The sequence below is a fragment of the Sporosarcina sp. ZBG7A genome (genome assembly GCF_000813425.1).
Lineage (GTDB): Bacteria > Bacillota > Bacilli > Bacillales_A > Planococcaceae > Sporosarcina.
In genome coordinates, this window is the sequence record NZ_JWIB01000021.1 from 1 (window position 1) to 20,489 (window position 20,489).

General features: G+C 42.4%; 15 protein-coding genes, 1 other RNA gene and 1 other annotated feature. Of the genes, 7 read left to right on the top strand and 9 right to left on the bottom strand.

Features of this window, described 5'->3' with window-relative positions; genetic code table 11:
- The first annotated feature begins 298 nt into the window (after positions 1–298).
- The gene (locus RL70_RS08515) at positions 299–1,309 is read left to right on the top strand and encodes a DUF1646 family protein (RefSeq protein ID WP_039042999.1); all 1,011 of its coding nucleotides are present in this window, start codon (positions 299–301) and stop codon (positions 1,307–1,309) included.
- A gap of 107 nt (positions 1,310–1,416) precedes the next feature.
- Here RL70_RS08515 and RL70_RS08520 read toward each other — a convergent pair whose 3' ends face one another.
- On the bottom strand, positions 1,417–2,388 hold the full coding sequence (locus tag RL70_RS08520; protein WP_039043000.1) for a proline dehydrogenase family protein: 972 nt from the start codon (positions 2,386–2,388) through the stop codon (positions 1,417–1,419).
- A 124-nt stretch (positions 2,389–2,512) separates the two neighbouring features.
- Entirely contained in the window at positions 2,513–4,252 is a 1,740-nt protein-coding gene (locus RL70_RS08525; RefSeq protein WP_039043001.1) for a methyl-accepting chemotaxis protein, read from the bottom strand.
- Positions 4,253–4,519: 267 nt separating this feature from the next.
- Here RL70_RS08525 and RL70_RS08530 point away from each other — a divergent pair, with 267 nt between their 5' ends.
- The 3 genes from RL70_RS08530 (at position 4,520) to ilvA (ending at position 7,298) form a co-directional block, all read left to right on the top strand.
- Positions 4,520–4,966, top strand: a complete 447-nt coding sequence (locus RL70_RS08530) for a MarR family winged helix-turn-helix transcriptional regulator (protein WP_039043002.1) — start codon at positions 4,520–4,522, stop codon at positions 4,964–4,966.
- Positions 4,967–4,989: 23 nt separating this feature from the next.
- Positions 4,990–5,892, top strand: coding sequence for a diacylglycerol kinase family protein (locus tag RL70_RS08535; RefSeq protein ID WP_039043003.1), 903 nt, complete (start codon positions 4,990–4,992; stop codon positions 5,890–5,892).
- 134 nt (positions 5,893–6,026) lie between these two features.
- The gene (gene ilvA / locus RL70_RS08540; RefSeq protein WP_039043004.1) at positions 6,027–7,298 is read left to right on the top strand and encodes a threonine ammonia-lyase IlvA; all 1,272 of its coding nucleotides are present in this window, start codon (positions 6,027–6,029) and stop codon (positions 7,296–7,298) included.
- Positions 7,299–7,349: 51 nt separating this feature from the next.
- Here the strand turns inward: ilvA and RL70_RS08545 are convergent, their stop codons facing one another.
- Positions 7,350–8,768 carry an NAD-dependent succinate-semialdehyde dehydrogenase gene (locus RL70_RS08545; RefSeq protein ID WP_039043005.1) on the bottom strand — a complete coding sequence of 473 codons (1,419 nt, stop codon included), beginning with the start codon at positions 8,766–8,768 and terminating at the stop codon, positions 7,350–7,352.
- A 195-nt stretch (positions 8,769–8,963) separates the two neighbouring features.
- Here RL70_RS08545 and selD point away from each other — a divergent pair, with 195 nt between their 5' ends.
- Positions 8,964–10,007, top strand: coding sequence for a selenide, water dikinase SelD (gene selD, locus RL70_RS08550; protein ID WP_039043006.1), 1,044 nt, complete (start codon positions 8,964–8,966; stop codon positions 10,005–10,007).
- 12 nt (positions 10,008–10,019) lie between these two features.
- Positions 10,020–11,060 (top strand): tRNA 2-selenouridine(34) synthase MnmH, encoded by a 1,041-nt coding sequence (gene mnmH / locus RL70_RS08555; protein ID WP_039043007.1) that lies wholly within the window; start codon positions 10,020–10,022, stop codon positions 11,058–11,060.
- A 553-nt stretch (positions 11,061–11,613) separates the two neighbouring features.
- On the opposite strand, the gene RL70_RS08560 is transcribed toward mnmH, so the two are convergent.
- From RL70_RS08560 to hisS, 4 genes are all read right to left on the bottom strand, one after another.
- On the bottom strand, positions 11,614–12,384 hold the full coding sequence (locus tag RL70_RS08560) for a ThiF family adenylyltransferase (protein ID WP_025783551.1): 771 nt from the start codon (positions 12,382–12,384) through the stop codon (positions 11,614–11,616).
- 82 nt (positions 12,385–12,466) lie between these two features.
- A non-coding RNA gene (gene ssrS / locus RL70_RS17540) (6S RNA) lies at positions 12,467–12,648 on the bottom strand.
- A gap of 88 nt (positions 12,649–12,736) precedes the next feature.
- On the bottom strand, positions 12,737–14,503 hold the full coding sequence (gene aspS / locus RL70_RS08565; RefSeq protein ID WP_185736873.1) for an aspartate--tRNA ligase: 1,767 nt from the start codon (positions 14,501–14,503) through the stop codon (positions 12,737–12,739).
- Between the two features lie 20 nt (positions 14,504–14,523).
- Positions 14,524–15,786: a histidine--tRNA ligase gene (hisS, locus tag RL70_RS08570; protein WP_039043008.1), complete on the bottom strand. Its 1,263-nt coding sequence runs from the start codon at positions 15,784–15,786 to the stop codon at positions 14,524–14,526.
- A 65-nt stretch (positions 15,787–15,851) separates the two neighbouring features.
- Positions 15,852–16,087: a binding site (T-box leader), on the bottom strand.
- A 116-nt stretch (positions 16,088–16,203) separates the two neighbouring features.
- Between hisS and RL70_RS08575 the strand changes: the two genes are divergently transcribed.
- Positions 16,204–17,742: an N-acetylmuramoyl-L-alanine amidase gene (locus tag RL70_RS08575; RefSeq protein WP_039043009.1), complete on the top strand. Its 1,539-nt coding sequence runs from the start codon at positions 16,204–16,206 to the stop codon at positions 17,740–17,742.
- Positions 17,743–17,786: 44 nt separating this feature from the next.
- Here the strand turns inward: RL70_RS08575 and dtd are convergent, their stop codons facing one another.
- Both dtd and RL70_RS08585 read right to left on the bottom strand, forming a co-directional pair.
- Positions 17,787–18,227: a D-aminoacyl-tRNA deacylase gene (gene dtd, locus RL70_RS08580; RefSeq protein ID WP_039043010.1), complete on the bottom strand. Its 441-nt coding sequence runs from the start codon at positions 18,225–18,227 to the stop codon at positions 17,787–17,789.
- A gap of 17 nt (positions 18,228–18,244) precedes the next feature.
- The gene (locus RL70_RS08585) at positions 18,245–20,443 is read right to left on the bottom strand and encodes a bifunctional (p)ppGpp synthetase/guanosine-3',5'-bis(diphosphate) 3'-pyrophosphohydrolase (protein ID WP_039043011.1); all 2,199 of its coding nucleotides are present in this window, start codon (positions 20,441–20,443) and stop codon (positions 18,245–18,247) included.
- Positions 20,444–20,489 lie beyond the last annotated feature (46 nt).

Genomic DNA, 20,489 nt, shown 5'->3' on the forward strand with positions numbered 1-20,489 from the left:
CCTGGGGATCAGCGCAGCGCGAAGACCCCGCAGGAGTGAAGCGACGAGGAGGCTGAGGGTAAGCCCCCGGAAAGCACCCGTCCGGAACGGAGATCAACGACCTGTTGTTATCCTTCATTTTCAGAGAAAACGATGCAAAAAGAAAACAGGGATGGAATTCAAATTGATTCCCATCCCTTTTGTCTACAGTCTGAGCGGGTCTCCCTCGAGAAAACCGCTTTTTGTGTGCTGTGATTTCACGGAACGTCCTTGCATAAATTAAATAACTAAATGAGTTATTTGAAGTGAGGGATGTTAGATGACAGTTTTGTTGCTGATTTTGCTTTTCGCTGTTTTGTTAGGACCGTTCCTATTTTCTTTCGCAGAGCGACAATTGGAACTCTATCTTTTCACATTAGGAATCGGTGCAGTTTTCATAGCCGGTAATTGGAACAAAGCGTTGCTTCATACTGTAGTTACTGACCCTATTGCAATAACGTGCGCGGTACTACTCGCAGGGTGGCTATTTCGTGTATTTCAACAACCATTCAGTCAGTCGATCAGCTTTGCAGAGCGTCTCATGCCTTCCAGGGTTTTTGTTGCACTAATTGTAATCAGTATTGGATTAGTAGCTAGTTTCATAACCGCCATCATAGCTGCAGTTTTACTCGTCTCAATCATTAGTTTGCTCGATTATGACAGACGGACTCAAATCCGCCTAGTTATTCTATCTTGCTACGCTATCGGGTTGGGGGCAGTCCTGACCCCACTTGGTGAGCCTTTATCGACAATTGCAACCAGTCGATTAGACGAATCATTTTTTTACTTATTCAATTTGTTAGGAAGCGATGTCATCACTGCAATTTTTCTTCTTGGCATTATAACAGGAATTGTCATAGCCCCCCCTCACGTAAAACGCGGGAAAGAAAAGAAATTAGAGAAAGAATCTTGGACTGCTATTATCATCAGAAGTGTTAAAGTATACATATTTGTCATGGCTCTCTCTCTTCTAGGGACTGGATTTGAACCGTTATTGAGTCCCGCTTTAGAAGGGAAAAGCCCTACTTTCCTCTATTGGACCAACATGATATCAGCTGTCTTAGATAACGCCACACTTGCGTCAATCGAACTTGGCCCAACCATGGATGAACCAACCATCCGCGCTATTCTTATGGGCTTACTAATTAGCGGAGGTATGCTGATTCCAGGTAACATTCCAAATATCATTGCTGCTGGCAAACTGTCCATCACTAGCAAGGAATGGGCTCGCTTCGGCTTCCCCTTCGGATTACTCGCGATGATTGTTTACTTTTTTGTTGTTGTTTACTAATAAGGAAGCAACTGAGTAACAAAACATTAATACTTTACAAACTACAATCAAAAAAAGGCTGCTCTGGTTTCAGTATTCACTGAAGTTATGAGCAGCCTTTGTATCTTTTATTTATTTCGTTTCGTCATGCGACCTAGGGCAAATGCACCCGCAGCCAATCCGATAAATGTATTCGTCTTTTTGTTGAACACTTGTTTTACTATCAAGTTCATATTCTGTGGACGCTCTGCAAGACGGCGCATGAAGTATCCATACCAGTCTTCACCAAATGGAACGTAAGTCGTGAAGTTGTAGCCTTCCTTCGCAAGCTCTAATTGCATATCTTTACGGAATCCGTAAAGCATTTGGAACTCGAACTTATCATAAGAAATATCATTTTCTTTCACAAATTGCTTTACGTGGTTAATCACATGGTGATCATGCGTCGCAATTGAAGTGAACTTCCCGTTTAACAAATGCCATTCAATTAATTTAACAAAGTTTTCATCGATATCCGCTTTGTCCTGATACGCAACAGCAGGTGACTCTTTATATGCCCCTTTTACAATGCGTAGACGGAAATCTTTATGTTCCTTCATATAGTCTTCCGCTTCGAAAAAGTAAGCTTGGATGACAGTTCCGACATTTTTATATGTTTTTGATAAATCATCAAGTAAATCGAATGAAGGCTTCAAGCGATCATAGTCTTCCATATCAAAGTTAACAAAAATATCGTATTCATTAGCTTTACTTACGATTTCTCGCAAATTCTCTTCACAGAAGCTTGGATCGATATCCAGTCCGAGTTGAGAAGGCTTCAGTGAAATCGTCGCATCGACGCCGTTTTCATGAATTGCTTCAACTACGCTTAAAATTTGTTTTTTTGCAGCAGTTGCTTCTTCGCGATTGTAAACAAACTCACCAAGATTGTCGACAGTACAAGAAATACCGTGCGCATTCAGTTCCTTAATACTTTCAATTGTTTCAGGAACATTCGTCCCCGCTACTACGTTTTGAGCTCCCAGCTTTAGACCGTATTTTTTCGCTGCGCTGTTTAATGTCTGGTTTTGGGAGAGGCCCATAAATAAATCTTTTAGCATGTCGATAACTCCTCAGAACTAAAATTTTTCACCACTTCATTATATCATATATCGCACGAATACAACATGATCTGACACGTGAAAAGAGATACGCTCCACAGTAACCTTAGCTCTGTTCACGAGGTCATACGCGTGAAGAGGAGTCTCCTTCTTCTTCAGTCAATTGGAAGAGTTGAACACTTCCATCTAAGTCTTCTGCAAGTCGTTTCAAATCATTGGATTGTTCTGCGACATCACTAATCGTAGCTGACGTTTCTTCACCTGATGCTGATATGTTCGAAGTCATTTCCTCCAAAGAACGAAGTGCATCTGCTAACATTCGAATATAACGCTCTGCTTCCTCTGACTTCTGCGCCTCACGCATCAGACTTTCTGAGATTGCCGAAACCTCAGCAACTGTATCTTCAACAGCTGCGGAAATACCACTTAATGTCAGAGCGGTTTGGCTTACTGTCTCTGATCCCATTTCAATCAGTTTGCCACTCTCTTCAGTTGAATACACCACGTCTGCAATACTAGAAGATATATCTTTAATCAGTTGCCCCACTTCCTGAACGTCTTGGTTGGATTGTTCTGCAAGACGACGTACTTCATCAGCAACGACTGCAAATCCTTTACCATGTTCACCGGCCCTAGCCGCTTCAATGGAAGCATTCAATGCTAGTAAGTTGGTTTGGCCTGCAATATCAGAAATCGATTCAGTAATCATCTGGATTTTTTTCGCAGAATTGATAAGCCCTTGAATCGCAGATTTCGTACTCGATGAGGAGACTGATATCTTTTTCATATCCTCATTAAGAGATATTGCCCGTTCTCTACCTTCTTCTGCTAATACCATCGTGTTTGATGAGATAGATGTAGCTTTTTTTGCACGCTCATCCGCTTGATGAAGATCCTGTGCTAAATCCTGGATAAGTTGAGCAACTTGCTCCACACTCGCGTTCCCATCCACTACGGAGCTCGCAGCTTCATTAATATTTTCAGAAACCATATGAGCGGCGCCTTCCATTTCTTCTAAGGAGTCCACTGTTTGTGCCATACTTATTGTTAATTTGGATGAAGACTTTTTGACGGTCCCAATCATATTCCGTAAATTTGAAGCGAGTGTGTTTAATGTTGTCCCTAGATCTCCAACCTCATCCTTACTAGAAACCTGTACATCCGCAATCCCTAAGTTACCAGAAGCCAACTGTTTGGAATGCTCGATGAGCTTCGAAATAGGTTTAGTTTTTTTACGAAGTAAGAAAATCGTCAACAGCGCTGCGAGCAGTAATGGAACGATACTAATTAAAATACCGTTTCGAACAACTCCCCATGTGCGTGAAGTGACAATTCCTGCGTCGAAGTCAATTACACTAACGGCGATAACTTCTTTAGTTGGATCCTGATCTTTAAAAATCGGGGCATATCCTGACAGACGTTTCATGCCTGCAAAGTTATACGCTTTAGAGTAGGTAGGATGTTTCATGTCAGCAAGCATAGCAATCGCTTCATCATCCACTTTGAACTTATCTCCTGGCTTGAATCCTTTAGCTTTAAGATTATCATCAACAGCCACTAAAGTTCCGTCTAACTCGACAATGTATTGTGTTTCAAAGATGTCTTTATGAGCAGTTGTCCAGTTAAGTTGTTCTCCTACTTTGTCTTGTGTGGAAGTGTCTCCTGCCAGTGCTTTGTTCATATCTTCCGGTAAAATAAGACCGGTAGTAATATTTGCACAACCATACGCTTCGATACCAGCTGCTTCGAAGAGTTTGTCATATGCCGTTTTGTAAGTAGCTACGGACGTGATAGCAAGCATGACAACAAGAATTCCAATTATCAAACTACCTAATTGAAATGTTAATGACTTTCTTACCTTCATGATACATAATACCTCTTTTCGATTTCTTTTAATAAGGACTTTACTACCTATAACCTTACCTTAGATTTGAGTAAAAAACTATACAAACATAATCTGTCACACAAACTTCACTCTGGTCGCACATTTATATATCGACCTAAATTCTATATTTCGAAGTCATTTTTCTCTATTTTTCATCATCGTTGAGGTATGATAAAATAGTCTTTTACTTTTAATAACTTGCAATCGTTTCCTTAGCAAGTTTATTACCACCGGAGGTTTCCCAATATGACTAATAATAATGATGATAAGAATATTTTCGAACTGCTCCACACGATTGAAAAAGTTAGCTATCAAATGATTGTCAAATGGCAACAGCGCTCTGATAACGATCTGGGTATTTCCCATATCCTCGTTCTTCAAGAATTATTGAACGAGGGAGAAAGCAGACCTTCAGATATTGCTAAGAAACTGAATTTCACCCCAGCTTCACTTACTCACCTCTCAATGAAGCTTACAAAACAAGGTTTAATTGAAAGAAGACAAGCTGAAGAAGACAAAAGAACTAAGTATTTATCCATTACTGAAGCAGGTAAAGTGCTTGTCGAAAAAGCTTATAATGATGGAATTGAAGTGCGTCGAGAGTTGTTTTCACACATTTCACCGGAAGAACAGCAAGCTATGTTAGTGATTTATAAAAAGCTTGATGAAGCACTTACAAAACCTTCGAACTAAACTATTGGGATGGGGTGTGATTTATGTATGCAATCATTGTCAATCCTTCTTCTGGTCGTGGAAAAGCAACTCAGCTATTTCAACGAGTCGAACAATTGCTGATCCAGCATAATATGCCATACGAAGCACTGCTAAGCGATTCAACAGAAGCGTCTAATCAGTTCCTTGAAAATCTGTTGGGAAGCAGGAAACTCTCAGCGGTTGTAGTCATCGGTGGTGACGGAACGACGGGATCTATCGTTCAACTTGCAGCAGAACAGTCCATTCCTCTCGCCATTCTGCCCGCAGGGTCTGGGAATGATGCCGCGAGAGCTTTTCGCCTTACCCATGATCCCTTTGTTTTCGTAGAGAGACTAAGAGATTTTTCTACCCAACAAGTCGATTTACTAGATGTGGATGGGAAACTCGGAATTACCATTGCTGCTGCTGGTGTAGATGCAAAAATCGGTGACAAAGCCAACCACTCTTTTTACAAATCATTGCTCAACAAAATTGGATTAGGCGGGCTTGCCTACCCATTTGCAGCTATCCATACAATAAGCACCTTTACACCATTCGAAGTAAATTTGTCTATCGATGATGAACCATATTTCTGGCAGCGCACATGGCTGATTGCTGTCGGCAATACCCCCTCTTATGGGGGTGGCCTGCGCGTCTGTCCGGAAGCACTTACAAATGATGGGTTAATGCATATCACGGTCGCTCATACAGCAAATCGGCCTTCCCTTCTACTTCGTTTGTTTCCTAAACTTCTTCAAGGAAATCTGATTCACAGTCCTTCAATCACTTATTTAACAGGTACTACTATTACATTAGAAGCCAATAGGAACATCTTGCTCATATTAGATGGTGAACCTATCCATGCCCCGCATTTTACAATTCGATTACAATCAGAAGCGCTAAAACTTGTAGACACAAGTGAATAATATATATTTTCATAAAGAAAACGCTTACATATAATTCTCGAACTAAATGTTCTAACTATTTAGACTTAGTGGTTGTATTTCTCCTTCAACACGTGTTAGTATTGAAAAATGCTAGTGTTGAGGAGGTCGACCCATTGACAAACGTTCAAGAAGTAGAAAAGAAAAATTTAGGTATTGAAGACATTTTAATTGCTAATCAGGTATTAAAAGACATCGTGGCACATACACCTCTTCAAAAAAACGAACGGTTGTCAGAAGAATATGGATGTACGGTTTACATCAAACGAGAAGATTTGCAACACGTTCGATCTTTCAAGTTAAGAGGCGCCTATTACAAAATTAAGAGGATTGAATCCGACGCATTGGATAAGGGCATTGTTTGTGCCAGTGCTGGTAATCATGCTCAAGGCGTGGCGTTCGCGTGTGCGCAACTTGGCATTGACGGGAAGATTTTCATGCCGTTAACCACACCTAAACAAAAAGTTGACCAAGTGAAAATGTTCGGTAAAGGCTTCGTTGAGATTTTATTGACAGGAGATACATTTGACGATTCTTTTGCAAGTGCCATGCTTTGTACAGAAGAAGAAGATCGAATTTTCATTCATCCATTTGATGATTTTGACATTATCGCTGGTCAAGCTACGGTCGCTGTTGAAATTATGAATGACATTGAAGAGCCCATTGACTTTGTATTTTCAAGCGTTGGCGGCGGTGGACTCCTTTCTGGTATGAGCATGTATATTAAAAACCTGTCTCCGTTAACCCGCATGATTGGAGTGGAACCCGCTGGTGCGGCTAGCATGAAAGCTTCCTTTGAAAAGGGAAAGTTAACATCGTTACCTACAATCGATAAGTTTGTTGACGGAGCGGCGGTGAAGTGCCCGGGTCAGAAGACTTTTGATATTTGTTTTGAATTGGTCGAAGACATAGTAGCAGTTCCTGAAGGTAAGGTATGTACAGCCATTCTCGAATTGTATAATAAGCACGCAATCATTGCAGAGCCGGCTGGCGCACTCCCAATTGCAGCACTCGATTTTTATAAGGAAGAAATTAAAGGGAAATCAATTGTCGTCGTCATTAGTGGAGGAAATAATGATATTGGGAGAATGCAGGAAATCAAAGAAAAGTCTTTAATCCATCAGGGACTATTGTATTATTTCATTGTGAATTTCCCGCAGCGTGCGGGTGCGTTACGACAATTCCTAGATAACGTGCTCGGTCCAAATGATGATATTACAACTTTCGAATACACGAAGAAGAATAACAAAGAGAACGGTCCAGGACTCGTTGGTATCGAACTGAAGCATCCTGAGGATTATGGCGGATTGCTGGATCGGATGCGTTCGAACGGGTTCTCGTTTACTGAAGTGAATAATGACAGTACGTTGTTCGATTTATTGATTTAACGGAACAAAAAACAGGCAAAGCCCTTTTGGCTCTGCCTGTTTTTTTGGGTCTCACAATCCGACTGAAATATATTTAACTTCTACAAATTCGTCGATACCATGGTGACCGCCTTCTCGACCTAAACCACTTTGCTTGAATCCTCCAAATGGTGCTTGTGGTGAAGATGGAGAACCGTCGTTCAGACCAACAATGCCATATTCAAGCTGTTCACTCATTCGGATTCCTCTGCTAAGGTTTTCGGTAAATAGATAGGCTGCTAGACCATAAATCGTATCGTTCGCCCGTTGAATCGCTTCCTCTTCCGTTTTAAAAGTGGAAATCGGTGCGACTGGCCCAAATGTTTCTTCGTTCATACACAACATATCTTCAGTTACACCTGTTAGCACAGTCGGTTCATAGATGAGTCCCTCTAACTTTTGACCTCCTGTCGCCACTTTCGCTCCTTTCTTGAGAGCATCTTTTACATGCATCTCCACCTTTTCAACCGCTTTTTCATCAATTAATGGTCCGATTTGAGTACCATATTCGAGACCATCTCCTGCTTTTAAAGCTTTTACTTTGTTAGTGAATATTTTCGAGAACTCCTCGACAATCGATTCCTGGACATAGATCCGATTCGCACAGACACATGTTTGTCCAGCATTTCTAAATTTCGTAGCAATGACACCATCCGCCGCTTTCTCGAGGTCACTGTCTTCCATCACAATTGCTGGAGCTAATCCACCCAGTTCAAGCGATACCTTTTTCACAGTATCTGACGCCTTCTTCATGAGTCCTCTACCCACTTCTGTAGAACCAGTGAACGTGATCTTTTTTACACGTCCATCTTCAAGCCATGCATCACTAATCGTTTTGGAGTCACCAGTTACGACATTTACTACTCCCGGAGGAATCCCTGCTTCTAAAGCAAGTCTCCCGAGCTTGATAGCCGTGAGAGGTGTTTGACGGGATGGTTTTATAACAACTGTACATCCCGTAGCAAGCGCAGGTGCCACTTTTCGTGTAATCATCGCTGCTGGGAAGTTCCACGGTGTAATAGCCGCGACGACACCAACCGGTTGTTTGGTGACAAACATACGCTTATTTTGTTGAGTGGCAGGAATCGTTTCCCCATAGAGACGCTTCCCTTCTTCTGCATACCATTTATTAAAACCATTCGCATAATCGATTTCACCAACAGCTTCTTTCGTCGGTTTCCCTTGTTCCAGCGTCATCGTTTTCGCTAGATCCTCTTTGTCGCGTTCAATTAGATCATGCCATTTCATGATCAATTCACTACGTTCATATGCAGAAAGTGCAGCCCATTCAGGGAAAGCTTTATGGGCTTCATCGACAGCTCGGGTGGCTTCGACTTCTCCACCATTAGGTACGTCCGCAATCTCTTCTTGTGTAAATGGATTGACGACCGGGATTTTTTCTAGTTTTTCACCGAAGTCTTGTTTTCCAATAATCATTTCATAGCTTTCCATTAAAAATTCCTCCTTCAGTATCGATGTTACTTATCATTTTGAGGCCTCACTTGAGGTGGGATATAAATAAGTTTTGTCGGTTGTTGTCATTTTTTGAATGCTTCACAACAGATAACTACGTGTTTTGTGATAAACTGAACGATAGCAAGCTTTTTCGGCTTACTGAACAAAACAGAAATGTGAGGCGACGAATATATGGAAACAACAGTTAAACTGACGACACTTACAAAAAAAGGCGGCTGTGGCTGCAAAATTGGACCAGCGGATTTAGCTGAAGTTTTGCGCACACTCCCTACCGCAACACCAAATCCAAACCTATTAGTGGGATTGGATACAAGCGATGATGCTGGTGTTTACAAGTTAACAGATGATCTTGCAATCGTGCAAACACTGGATTTCTTCACACCAATCGTAGATGATCCGTACGACTTCGGTCAAATTGCTGCGACAAACGCAATCAGTGATGTCTACGCTATGGGAGGGACTCCAATAACTGCCCTTAATATAGTTGCATTCCCTATTGCGGCACTAGACAAAACAATTTTGACAGAAATTCTTCGTGGCGCTGGTGACAAATTGAAAGAAGCAGGTGTAGCACTCGTTGGTGGACACTCAATTGACGACCAAGAACCGAAGTTTGGCCTTGCCGTTACAGGTACTGTTCATCCTGACAAAATCCGACCAAATGCAGGGGCTCTGCCTGGGGATGTACTCCTTCTTACGAAACCAATCGGAGTTGGCATCTATACAACTTCACTGAAACACGGTGAATTATCTGATGAAGAAATCAAGCACGTTACGTCAATCATGACAACATTGAACAAAACGGCTGCTGAGACAATGGCTGATTTCGACGTTCATGCAGTTACAGATGTGACTGGATTTGGTCTACTTGGGCATACTTCTGAGATGGCAAAAGGCAGTAACGCGGGCATCACAATAGAGGCTAGTGCTGTTCCAGTCCTCCCTCGTGCTAAAGAATTAGCAGAAGGTGGTCGTGTTCCAGGTGGTACGAAAAATAACTTTGCACACCTTGAAAATGATGTCACATTTGCGAGTCACTTAGACCAAATTGATCAATGGATTTTGTGCGACGCTGTCACTTCAGGCGGCTTACTGATCGCTGTTTCCCCTGACGAAGCCGATGAGCTCCTCGCTTCACTCCAGAAGAATGGTGTGGACGCAAAACAAATTGGTACAGTTACGTCTGACAATCCTGGACACATTTCTGTCCTATAAGAAGGTGCATGTATGTTTCGAGATATAACGCTAAGGGATTTAATGGGGCTCCACGCAAAAGAGCCCCATACAATGATCGATGTCCGATCTCCTAAAGAATTTGCAGAGGCAAGTATTCCAGGAGCCTTGAATATTCCTCTATTTAATGATGAAGAACGCGCAGAAGTCGGGACGATTTATAAGCAAATCGGTCAGGCAGAAGCGAAAAAAAGAGGACTTGCCATATTTGCAGAAAAGCTTCCTGCATTCATTGCTGAGTTTGAAAAAATCGATACATCCATGACGGTATTTTGTTGGCGTGGAGGAATGCGCAGTAAAACCGCAGCGACGGTTCTCGATCTAATGGGAATACATGCTCACAGGCTGACTGGTGGCATTCGCACGTACCGCCAATGGGTTGTGGAAGAGCTTAATAATATAGAGTATACACCTGAGCTGATTGTGTTAAATGGCTATACTGGTTCAGGCAAAACAGTTATTTTGCATAAGTTAGCAGAAGCGGATGAACCCATAGTAGACTTAGAACATCTCGCAGGTCACCGAGGGTCAATTTTCGGTCAGATTGGTTTAGCTGGCAGTAATCAGAAAAACTTTGAGTCGTTACTTTTACATGATTTGAAACGGACTAAGGATGAAAAAGTTGTGTTCATTGAAGGTGAAAGTAAACGTATCGGTAAAGTGACGATGCCTGGGTTCTTGTTCGATAAAAAAGAACACAGTCGACAGTTGATCATCAAACTACCGATTGAAGAGCGTGTAAGAATTACGTTGGAAGACTACAAACCAACGGAGCGACCTGAAGAGTTCAAAGCTGCTTTCGAACAAATTCGGCGTAGGATACACGTTCCGATTGCGAAGGAAATCGAAATCGCGTTGGAAACTGGTGATTTTGAGACGGCTACTCTACTGCTACTTGAGCATTACTATGATCCCCGCTATCAACATTCAACTGGAAAAGTGGATGATGACTTGAAAGTAGCGATTGAAGCGGACACTGTAGACGAGGCATTTGAGAAAGTGTTAGCTTGGAAACGGGAGTATATGAAGAAATAATAAGGAAAGCATGCACACCTCAGAGAGTCGTTGGACCTCTTCTAGGCGCGCATGCTTTTTTGTTGGGTGGATTGTTTAGGTTATGAGCATATTTTTGTGTTTATGATCAGTTTTGAGGGGTTATGATCACTTTTTCTAGTTTATGAGCACTTTTGAGAATTTATGATCACATTCCGCGATTTATGATCATATTTCATTTTTTATGAGCAAATCCATTGATTTATGATCATTCCAAACTATTTTTGATAGGCGAAATCAAAAACCTGCCAGTAAGTTGGCAGGTTGGGCAATATGTGGACTAGAAAATACGAGACTTCCCTAGCAAAGTGCACTTAACCAATCAAATCTTTTAATATCTTTTTCATCTAGTAGAAACCAACGATAGCGTTCCACCATTCTTCCTTTTTAAGGGATTAGTTGGTGGCGCTTCGCTTGTTTCTTTCAGGCTATTGCTTAGGCAATATAGCTAGAGCAATTCATTGGATACGCTGAATGGACTTATGAGTAGATCTCATGATTTATGATCACTTGTCAATACTCCCCCGCCTTCACATTACTTCTTTGCGTCACTCACTCGTTCCAATGGGATATCTGCTGTGATGTCATTCAATACCCAACTAGCACAGACAAGCCCCGCTACAGATGGGCAATAGGAATTCGATGCGGGTGGCATTTTCGCTTTCCGGATTTCGGCATCAGGCTTTCCAACCGTCTCTACGACATCCGGTCGAACAATGATTGGGCTTTCATCTGAAAACACAACAGGTACTCCTTTATGGATCCCTAGTTTACGCAGTCGCGTACGAATCACTTTTGCAATTGGATCGGTATGCGTTTTTGAGATATCAGCAATTTGGAATCGAGTCGGGTCGATTTTGTTCGCTGCACCCATACTTGAAATGATTTTAATACCACGCTTTTGACATTGTTCAATCAAGTGAATTTTGTAACTGATTGTATCCGATGCGTCAATCACATAATCCGGCTTTTGGTCGAAAAATCGCTCTGCAGTCTCTTCCGTATAAAACATATGGAGTGGCACAATTTCACAATTCTCATTAATATCTTGAATACGTTCGACCATCACTTCCACTTTTGAACGTCCAACTGTAGATAAATAGGCTACTAATTGGCGATTGATATTGGTAATATCTACATCATCTTTATCTACTAAAATAATTTTACCAACGCCGCTACGTGCGCATGCTTCAGCAGCGAAAGAACCGACTCCTCCAACTCCTAAAATCGCAACTGTCGTGTCGGACATTCGCTTAACACCTTCTTTACCTATGGACAATTCGTTTCTTGAAAACTGATTTAGCATTTTCTAACGACCTTTCTTTTTCGGAATTCACATATAAAAACCCCTCAGCAAGACTGCCGAGAGGTGAACTTTCACATAAGAAACAAATCCCAAATGTGCCGTCTTTGTAATATCGTTTTGAACCCGCACGGTGCAGGTGGGTGTCCGATCTTCTCACTTCTGAGGTCCCATGACAGGCGTGTCATCATAAGAAGAATCTAGACTCCCGACGATTAAAGTGTTCGGTCAAAACTGTCTGGCAAATAACGAACACCTCAGGATTTGTTGTTAGATGTATCATATCATACGACTTCTTGAGATTCAATAATTTGCTTATGAAATTACCTGTATAATTCAGAAAAGTCCTAATTTCCTATTTTTGTTCGTCCGCCAATTGGATGTGCAATTCCTTCAGTTGTTTAGGGTCGACGACGTCTGGAGCAGCTGTTAACAAGTCTGTTGCACTTGCTGTTTTCGGGAATGCAATTGTGTCACGTAGGTTAGTGGAACCAGAAAGCAACATGACAAGACGGTCTAGACCGAATGCAATTCCGCCGTGTGGTGGTGTTCCGTATTCGAATGCATCGAGTAGGAATCCAAATTGTTCGCGTGCTTGTTCATCTGTAAATCCAAGTGCTTTGAACATTTTTTCCTGAACATCGCGTTCGTAAATGCGGAGTGAACCACCACCTAATTCATATCCATTCAACACTAAGTCATACGCTAACGCTTTGACTGTTTCTGGACTAGACACAAGTTCCTCAACGTCAGCTGGCATTGTGAATGGATGGTGGGCTGCATAATAACGTCCATCTTCCTCGTCGTATTCAAACAGTGGCCAGTCTGTAACCCATAGGAAGTTATAAAGAGTTTCGTCGATTAGTCCGCGTTCGCGACCGAACTTCATACGGAGTGCGCCAAGCGTGTCTGCGACCACTGATTTTTTATCAGCAGCGAATAATAACAAGTCGCCTGGTTGTGCATCTGCAGCTGTTTTAAGTGCTTCAGCAGTTTCGCCTTCAAAGAACTTGGAAATCGGTCCTTTGAGACCATCCTCTTCACATTTCAACCAAGCTAATCCTTTAGCGCCGTAGACTGCTGCAAACTCACCGAATCCATCGATATCTTTACGTGAATAATCAGCTGCAGCACCTTTTACGTTGATCAATTTAACTTGGCCGCCAGCTTCCAATGCGCCGGTGAACACTTTAAATGCTGTTTCCTTCACTATTTCTGAAACGTCGATAAGTTCCATCGCGAAACGAGTATCCGGCTTGTCCGAACCGTAACGAGCCATTGCATCTGTATACGTAATCCGTTTAAATGGTCCATCGATTGTAGTATTTTTCACATCGTTCATAACTTTTTGCATCAAGCGTTCGTTTAACTCAATAATCTCTTCGATAGACATGAAACTCATTTCCATATCAATTTGAGTGAATTCCGGCTGACGGTCTGCGCGCAAGTCTTCATCACGGAAACAACGTGCAATTTGGAAGTAGCGATCAAAACCGGATACCATCAACATCTGTTTAAAGAGCTGAGGTGATTGTGGAAGTGCATAGAACTCACCATCATGGACACGGCTTGGTACGAGATAGTCACGTGCGCCTTCAGGTGTCGACTTTGTTAGGATTGGTGTCTCAACTTCTAGGAAGCCTTCTCCATCCAAGAAGTTACGGACTGTCTTCGTAATATCCGAACGCATTTTGAATGTGCGTGCTAATTGTGGACGACGAAGATCTAGATATCGATATTTCAAACGCAGCTCTTCACTGACATCTGTGTCATCTTCGATTAAGAATGGAGGATTCTTCGCTTCATTGATTATTGTGAGATCGGTCACTTGGACTTCGATAGCTCCCGTTTTCAAATTCTTGTTCTTTGTCCGTTCTTCGCGTTCTACTACGTTACCCGTAATTGAAATGACGAATTCGCTTCGTAACTTTTCTGCAATTGCTAGTGCTTCTTCAGAAATTGCAGGGTTGAAAACCGCTTGTACGATTCCTGTCCGGTCACGCATATCCACGAAAATTAGTCCCCCGAGGTCACGACGTTTTTGAACCCATCCTTTTAACGTTACTTCTTGACCGATATGTTGCTCATTTAGTTCTCCACAATATTGTGTTCGCTGCATCATTCAACACTGCCTCTCTTCAATTAGCCTTTAATAAGTTCGATTAGTTCGGTGATGGTAACGGATTGCTGTGTACCTTCCGCCATGTTTTTAAGCTGGACAATCTGTTGTTCGACTTCCTCTTCCCCGATAACAGTAACCCACTTGGATTGTAATCGGTCCGCGGACTTCATTTGCGCTTTCATCTTCCGGTCGAGATAGTCCATATCTGCACGGATGCCTGCTGCGCGTAATTGCTGAAGGACTTGGAAGCCTTCTTTCTTCGCTGCTTCACCAAGTGTCACGACATACACATCCAGTGCGTCATCATTTGTCAGCGGAACTTTTTCCGCTTCAAGTGCTAGCAGTAAACGCTCGATACTCATTCCGAAGCCAATACCTGGAGCTGACGGACCTCCAATTTCTTCAGAAAGTCCATTATATCTGCCGCCGCCGCATAGCGTTGTAATTGCGCCGAAACCTTCAGCGGTGCTCATGATTTCAAAAGCAGTGTGATTGTAATAATCAAGGCCGCGTACTAGATTTGGATCTAATTCATAAGAGATGCCCGCTTTCGTTAACAATTCCTTCAGCGCTTCAAAATATGCACGGGATTCATCATTCAAGTAGTCTGTTAGCGATGGTGCTGTTTTCATGAGTGGGTGGTCGCGGTCTACTTTACAATCCAAAATTCGCAAAGGATTTTTTTCTAAGCGGGTTTGGCAATCACCGCAAAACTCATCAATATGCGGTGTGAAGTGTGCAACTAATGCATCTCTATGTGCTGTGCGCGAATCTTTATCCCCTAGAGAATTCAATACCAGTTTGATGTCTTTCAAGCCTGCACGTTTATATACCTCGAGTGCCAGGGCGATTACTTCAGCATCGATTGCTGGATCAGCACTGCCGATTGCTTCTGTTCCAAATTGAACAAATTGGCGATACCGTCCTGCTTGTTGACGTTCGTATCGGAACATCGGCTCAATGTAGTACAATTTGACAGGCTGGTCTACCCAGCCAAACATCTTATGTTCAACAAACGAGCGAACGACTGGTGCTGTTCCTTCAGGACGCAAAGTCATGGAACGATCTCCGCGGTCTTTAAATGTATACATCTCTTTCGACACGATATCTGTTGTATCGCCAACCGCTCTTTGGAAAAGTTCAGTCTGCTCAAACATCGGTGTACGTATTTCTGAATAGCGATAAACTTCACACGCTTCGCGGATAAGTTGCTCTACTTTTTGCCACTTCCATGATTCGGAAGGCAGAATGTCTTGTGTTCCTCTTGGCACTTTAAACTTCATTAGTAAACCCCTCTCGTCTGTTTCAGTTCAACGGAAATACAAAAAAGCTCCCACCCCTTGCGTATGCAAGGGACGAGAGCTTGTAATTAGCTTCCGCGGTTCCACCCAAATTGACGTCTATGACGTCCACTCGTATCCGGATAACGGCCGGCTCCGTCTTTACCTAATATGCCGCTCGGGCGTTTCAGTAAAGAGTCTCGTTGGTGTTGTTCGTCAAGTTAGTCTGCAGGGGGATTTCAGCCACGTCCGCCCTTCTCTGTTCAGCCACAATCTTGATTACTTTCCAAGTCATCGACATGAATTCTTCATGCAGTTAACAATAATAGTACCATCTGTTGAAAATGTGTCAACCTTTTTCATTTCTTCTAGTCTTTTTCGACAATCTCTTTTACAATAATGATAAAGGAGAGTGATTGAATGGCAAAAATCGCGAAACTAGTAGCCGCTATCCTATTGTTATCGGTTACGTTGCTAGATGCACAACCTGCTACTGCAAATTCTTCAGGACATACGGTAGTTGTTGATTCTCCTACGCTAAATATTCGTTCTGGACCAGGGCTCACTTATTCCTTAACAGGAAAACTAAAAAATGGACAAAAAGTGAAAGTCATCGATCGCTCAGATGATTGGCTCCAAATATCGGTTGATGGTGAAACAGGATGGATTGCTTCTTGGCTTACCAAGTCCAATGACAGCGGATTCAAAGATGAAAAAACTATCGTCTCCCGTGTTGATTCATTGAATATCCGATCGTCTCCTTCCATCACTTCTGCAGCTATTGGGAAATTACGTTCCGGCGATCTTGCAGAACTCATTGAATACCAAGGCGAATGGGCTTCAATTATCGTTGACGGCATGGAAGGATGGGTCCACACGACATACATAACTGAAGTAGATTCAGAACAAAATCAGACTGTATCAAAGTCGGATAAACCCAAAGTTACGGATGCCAATACATTTACTGTGACAGTGGACAAATTGAATGTCCGAAAGAAGCCTGATCAGACCTCAAAGCGAATTGGGAGTGTGAGTAAGAAAGAAACCTATCCCATTCAAAAAATTGAGGGTAATTGGGTCAAGATTTCATTGGAAGGTAAAAAATCCGGTTGGGTATACTCATTCCATGGTGAACTTTCAAACAAGAGCACGAATACTTCAAAAAACTCTACAAAGACCGTCTCGATTGTCACAAATGGGACAAACATCCGTGTAGAACCTACTACCTCCTCAGACGTTGCCTTACGTGCTGACGCTGGAGATGTCTTCCGAGTGGTCGAGAAGAAAGATGACTGGTATGAGGTCCATCTGCCAACTGGTGGAACCGCATATGTCGCTGAATGGGTTGTCAATTCTTCTGAAGCTTCTACCGCTTCGAAAACTACAGTTCCGAAAAAAACAAAGCGAGTTCCAGGGACCTTAAAAGGAATCACTATTGCATTAGATCCAGGTCATGGAGGCAATGACCGTGGCACAACCGGCACACATGGAACAGACGAAAAAGATTTAACATTACTAACTGCAGAACTACTTGCTGGGAAATTAAAAGATGCAGGCGCTACTGTCGTCATGACACGAAATTCGGATACGTATGTGTCTCTTCGGAAGCGTACGTCCATCGCTCAACAGGAAGGTGCAGATGCTTTCGTAAGTCTGCATTATGACGCGAATCCAGACCGATCGATTACAGGATTCACCACCTATTATACGCAGTCTACTCAACATTCTTTTGCGCAAGCCATTAATGACGGGCTTTCCGGTTCTATCGATTTAACCAATCGTGGTACCCAGCCTGCTAATTACTTGGTTCTCCGTGAAAATAGGTTGCCTGCAGTCCTTATTGAATTAGGATTCCTATCAAATTCATCTGAAGAACGTGTACTTACGAGTTCTTATTTCCGGGAACAAGCCTCACAAGGAATTTATAAAGGACTTCTTCATTATTTTGACGCACAATGAAAAAACGTCCGTTGCAAGCCAACTCTTGGCTGCAGCGGACGTTTTTATTTGGATTCAACAATAATAGTCACTGGACCGTCGTTCACGAGAGCTACATCCATCATTGCACCGAAAATCCCCGTTTCCACCGTCAAACCGTAGGCACGGAGCTGTTCATTGAAATAATCGTAAAGAGGCTCTGCCGTTTCTGGTCTCGCTGCTTCGATAAAACTCGGGCGTCTCCCTTTACGCGTATCTCCATAAAGCGTGAATTGAGAAACCGAAAGAATAGCTCCACCCGTTTCGTCGATAGAGCGATTCATCTTCCCGTCTTTATCCTCAAACAAACGGAGACCTGCGATTTTCTTCGCAACATACGCAGCATCTTCTTGTGTGTCCGTGTGAGTGAGGCCGACGAGTAGTACATACCCATGTTCGATCGCGCCCGTCACGGTACCATCTACCGTGACTGAAGCCTTCTTAGAACGTTGTAGGACTACTTTCATGTTAAGACACCTCTTTGTTAATTAATAATACGTTGAACGGAATAGATGTCTCGAATTTGCTTAATTTTATCGACTATTCGTTGTAAGTGTTGCAAATCCGTAATTTTAATAGACATACTGATGTGAGCAATCTTTACACGGTCTGCTTTACCGGAAACCGCCACAATCGGTGTTTTAGTATCGACTACTGTCATCATCACTTCGTTTAACAGACCTTGTCGATCATAGCCTGTAATTTCGATATCGACTTGGAATTCTTTCTTGATGCTTTCAGTACCGGAAACTGCCCAACTGACATCTATCAAGCGATCCTCTTGCTCACCGTCCGCATGGATATTCGGACAATCCACTCGGTGAACTGATACGCCACGACCTTTTGTGATGAACCCGACAATTTCATCTCCCGGTACCGGATTACAGCATTTAGATAAGCGAATGAGTAGGTTTTCCAGCCCTTTGACGACAACACCTGATTCTGTCATTGGTGGGGGCGGCTGAGTCTTTATCTCAGACACAATCTTATCAATCGTATCTTTTTGTTCCCGCTCTTTACGGATCTTGTCCGTCATTCGATTGACGACTTGCTGTGCGGTAATTCCGCCAGAGCCTATAGCTGCATACATATCTTCTTCAGATGTGAAACTAAATTTATCAATAACGCGTCGTAAACTTTCTGGTGTTACTACTTCGCGTAGTACGTATTCTTGGTGTTTCACTTCTTTTTCAAGCAATTCTTTTCCGCGGTAAATGTTCTCTTCACGCAATTGCTTTTTAAAATATTGGCGTATCTTGTTACGTGCTTGAGATGTGTTGGCGATTTTTAACCAATCACGGCTTGGCCCAAACGACTGTTTAGACGTTAACACTTCTACAATATCACCTGTAAATAATTCGGTTTCAAGCGGAACCATTTTGCCATTCACTTTCGCACCGATTGTACGATTCCCAACTTCAGAATGAACACGATAGGCAAAGTCGATTGGAATGGAGCCCTTAGGAAGTTCGACGACGTCCCCTTCAGGTGTGAATACGTAGACCATGTCCGAGAATAGATCGAATTTCAATGACTCCATGAACTCTTCTGCGTTTGAAGACTCATTTTGCATTTCTAATATTTCACGGAACCATGTCAACTTAGAGTCGATCGTATCGGGGTGATCGGCAGTGATTCCCTCTTTATACGCCCAATGTGCAGCAACCCCGAATTCAGCAATTTTGTGCATCTCATCCGTACGGATCTGTACTTCAAGAGGATCACCCGCAGGTCCAACAACAGTTGTATGCAACGATTGGTACAAATTTTGCTTTGGCATCGCAATATAGTCTTTGAAGCGACCAGGCATCGGTTTCCAAAGTGTATGAATGATCCCAAGTACTGCATAACAGTCTTTAATGCTTTTCACGACAATACGAACTGCTAGTAAATCATAAATTTCGTTGAATTCTTTTTTCTGCAAGACCATTTTCCGATAAATGGAGTACAAATGTTTAGGTCTGCCCGACAATTCTGCGTGAATGTCCATTGTCCCAATTTCACTATTAATTTGTTCCATAACATTTTTCAAATAGTTTTCACGTTCCACGCGCTTTTGTTTCATGAGGTTGACGATGCGGTAATATTGCTGAGGGTTTAAATAGCGAAGGGCAATGTCTTCAAGCTCCCATTTAATCGCAGATATTCCGAGTCGATGCGCTAGCGGTGCAAATATTTCAAGTGTTTCCGCAGAGATACGACGTTGTTTTTCTTCTTTCACATACTTTAACGTCCTCATATTATGCAAACGATCCGCCAGTTTAATAAGAATGACCCGAATATCTTGAGCCATTGCGATAAACATCTTCCGGTGATTTTCCGCTTGTTTTTCTTCATTCGTTTTAAACTTCAATTTCTCGAGTTTGGTGACCCCGTCGACAAGCATAGCGACTTCTTCACCGAAGTCTCGCACGATGTCGTCTCTTCCAATTTCAGTATCTTCTACAACGTCATGCAAAAAGCCTGCAGCTACTGTCGAAGGATCCATCTGAAGTTCTGCAAGAATTCCAGCTACTTGCACAGGATGGAGAATGTAAGGTTCTCCAGAACTTCTGAACTGACCTTCATGCGCTCTCTTTGCAGCTTCGTACGCTTTTTCGACAAATGCGACGTGTTCGTTATTCATATAGGAACCGACAAGTTCAAATATATCTTCTGCCGTTAAATCTTGATTTTTAGCCATTCTCTCACCTCTTTCAAGCAATTTCCGAAAAAATAAACATACCTCT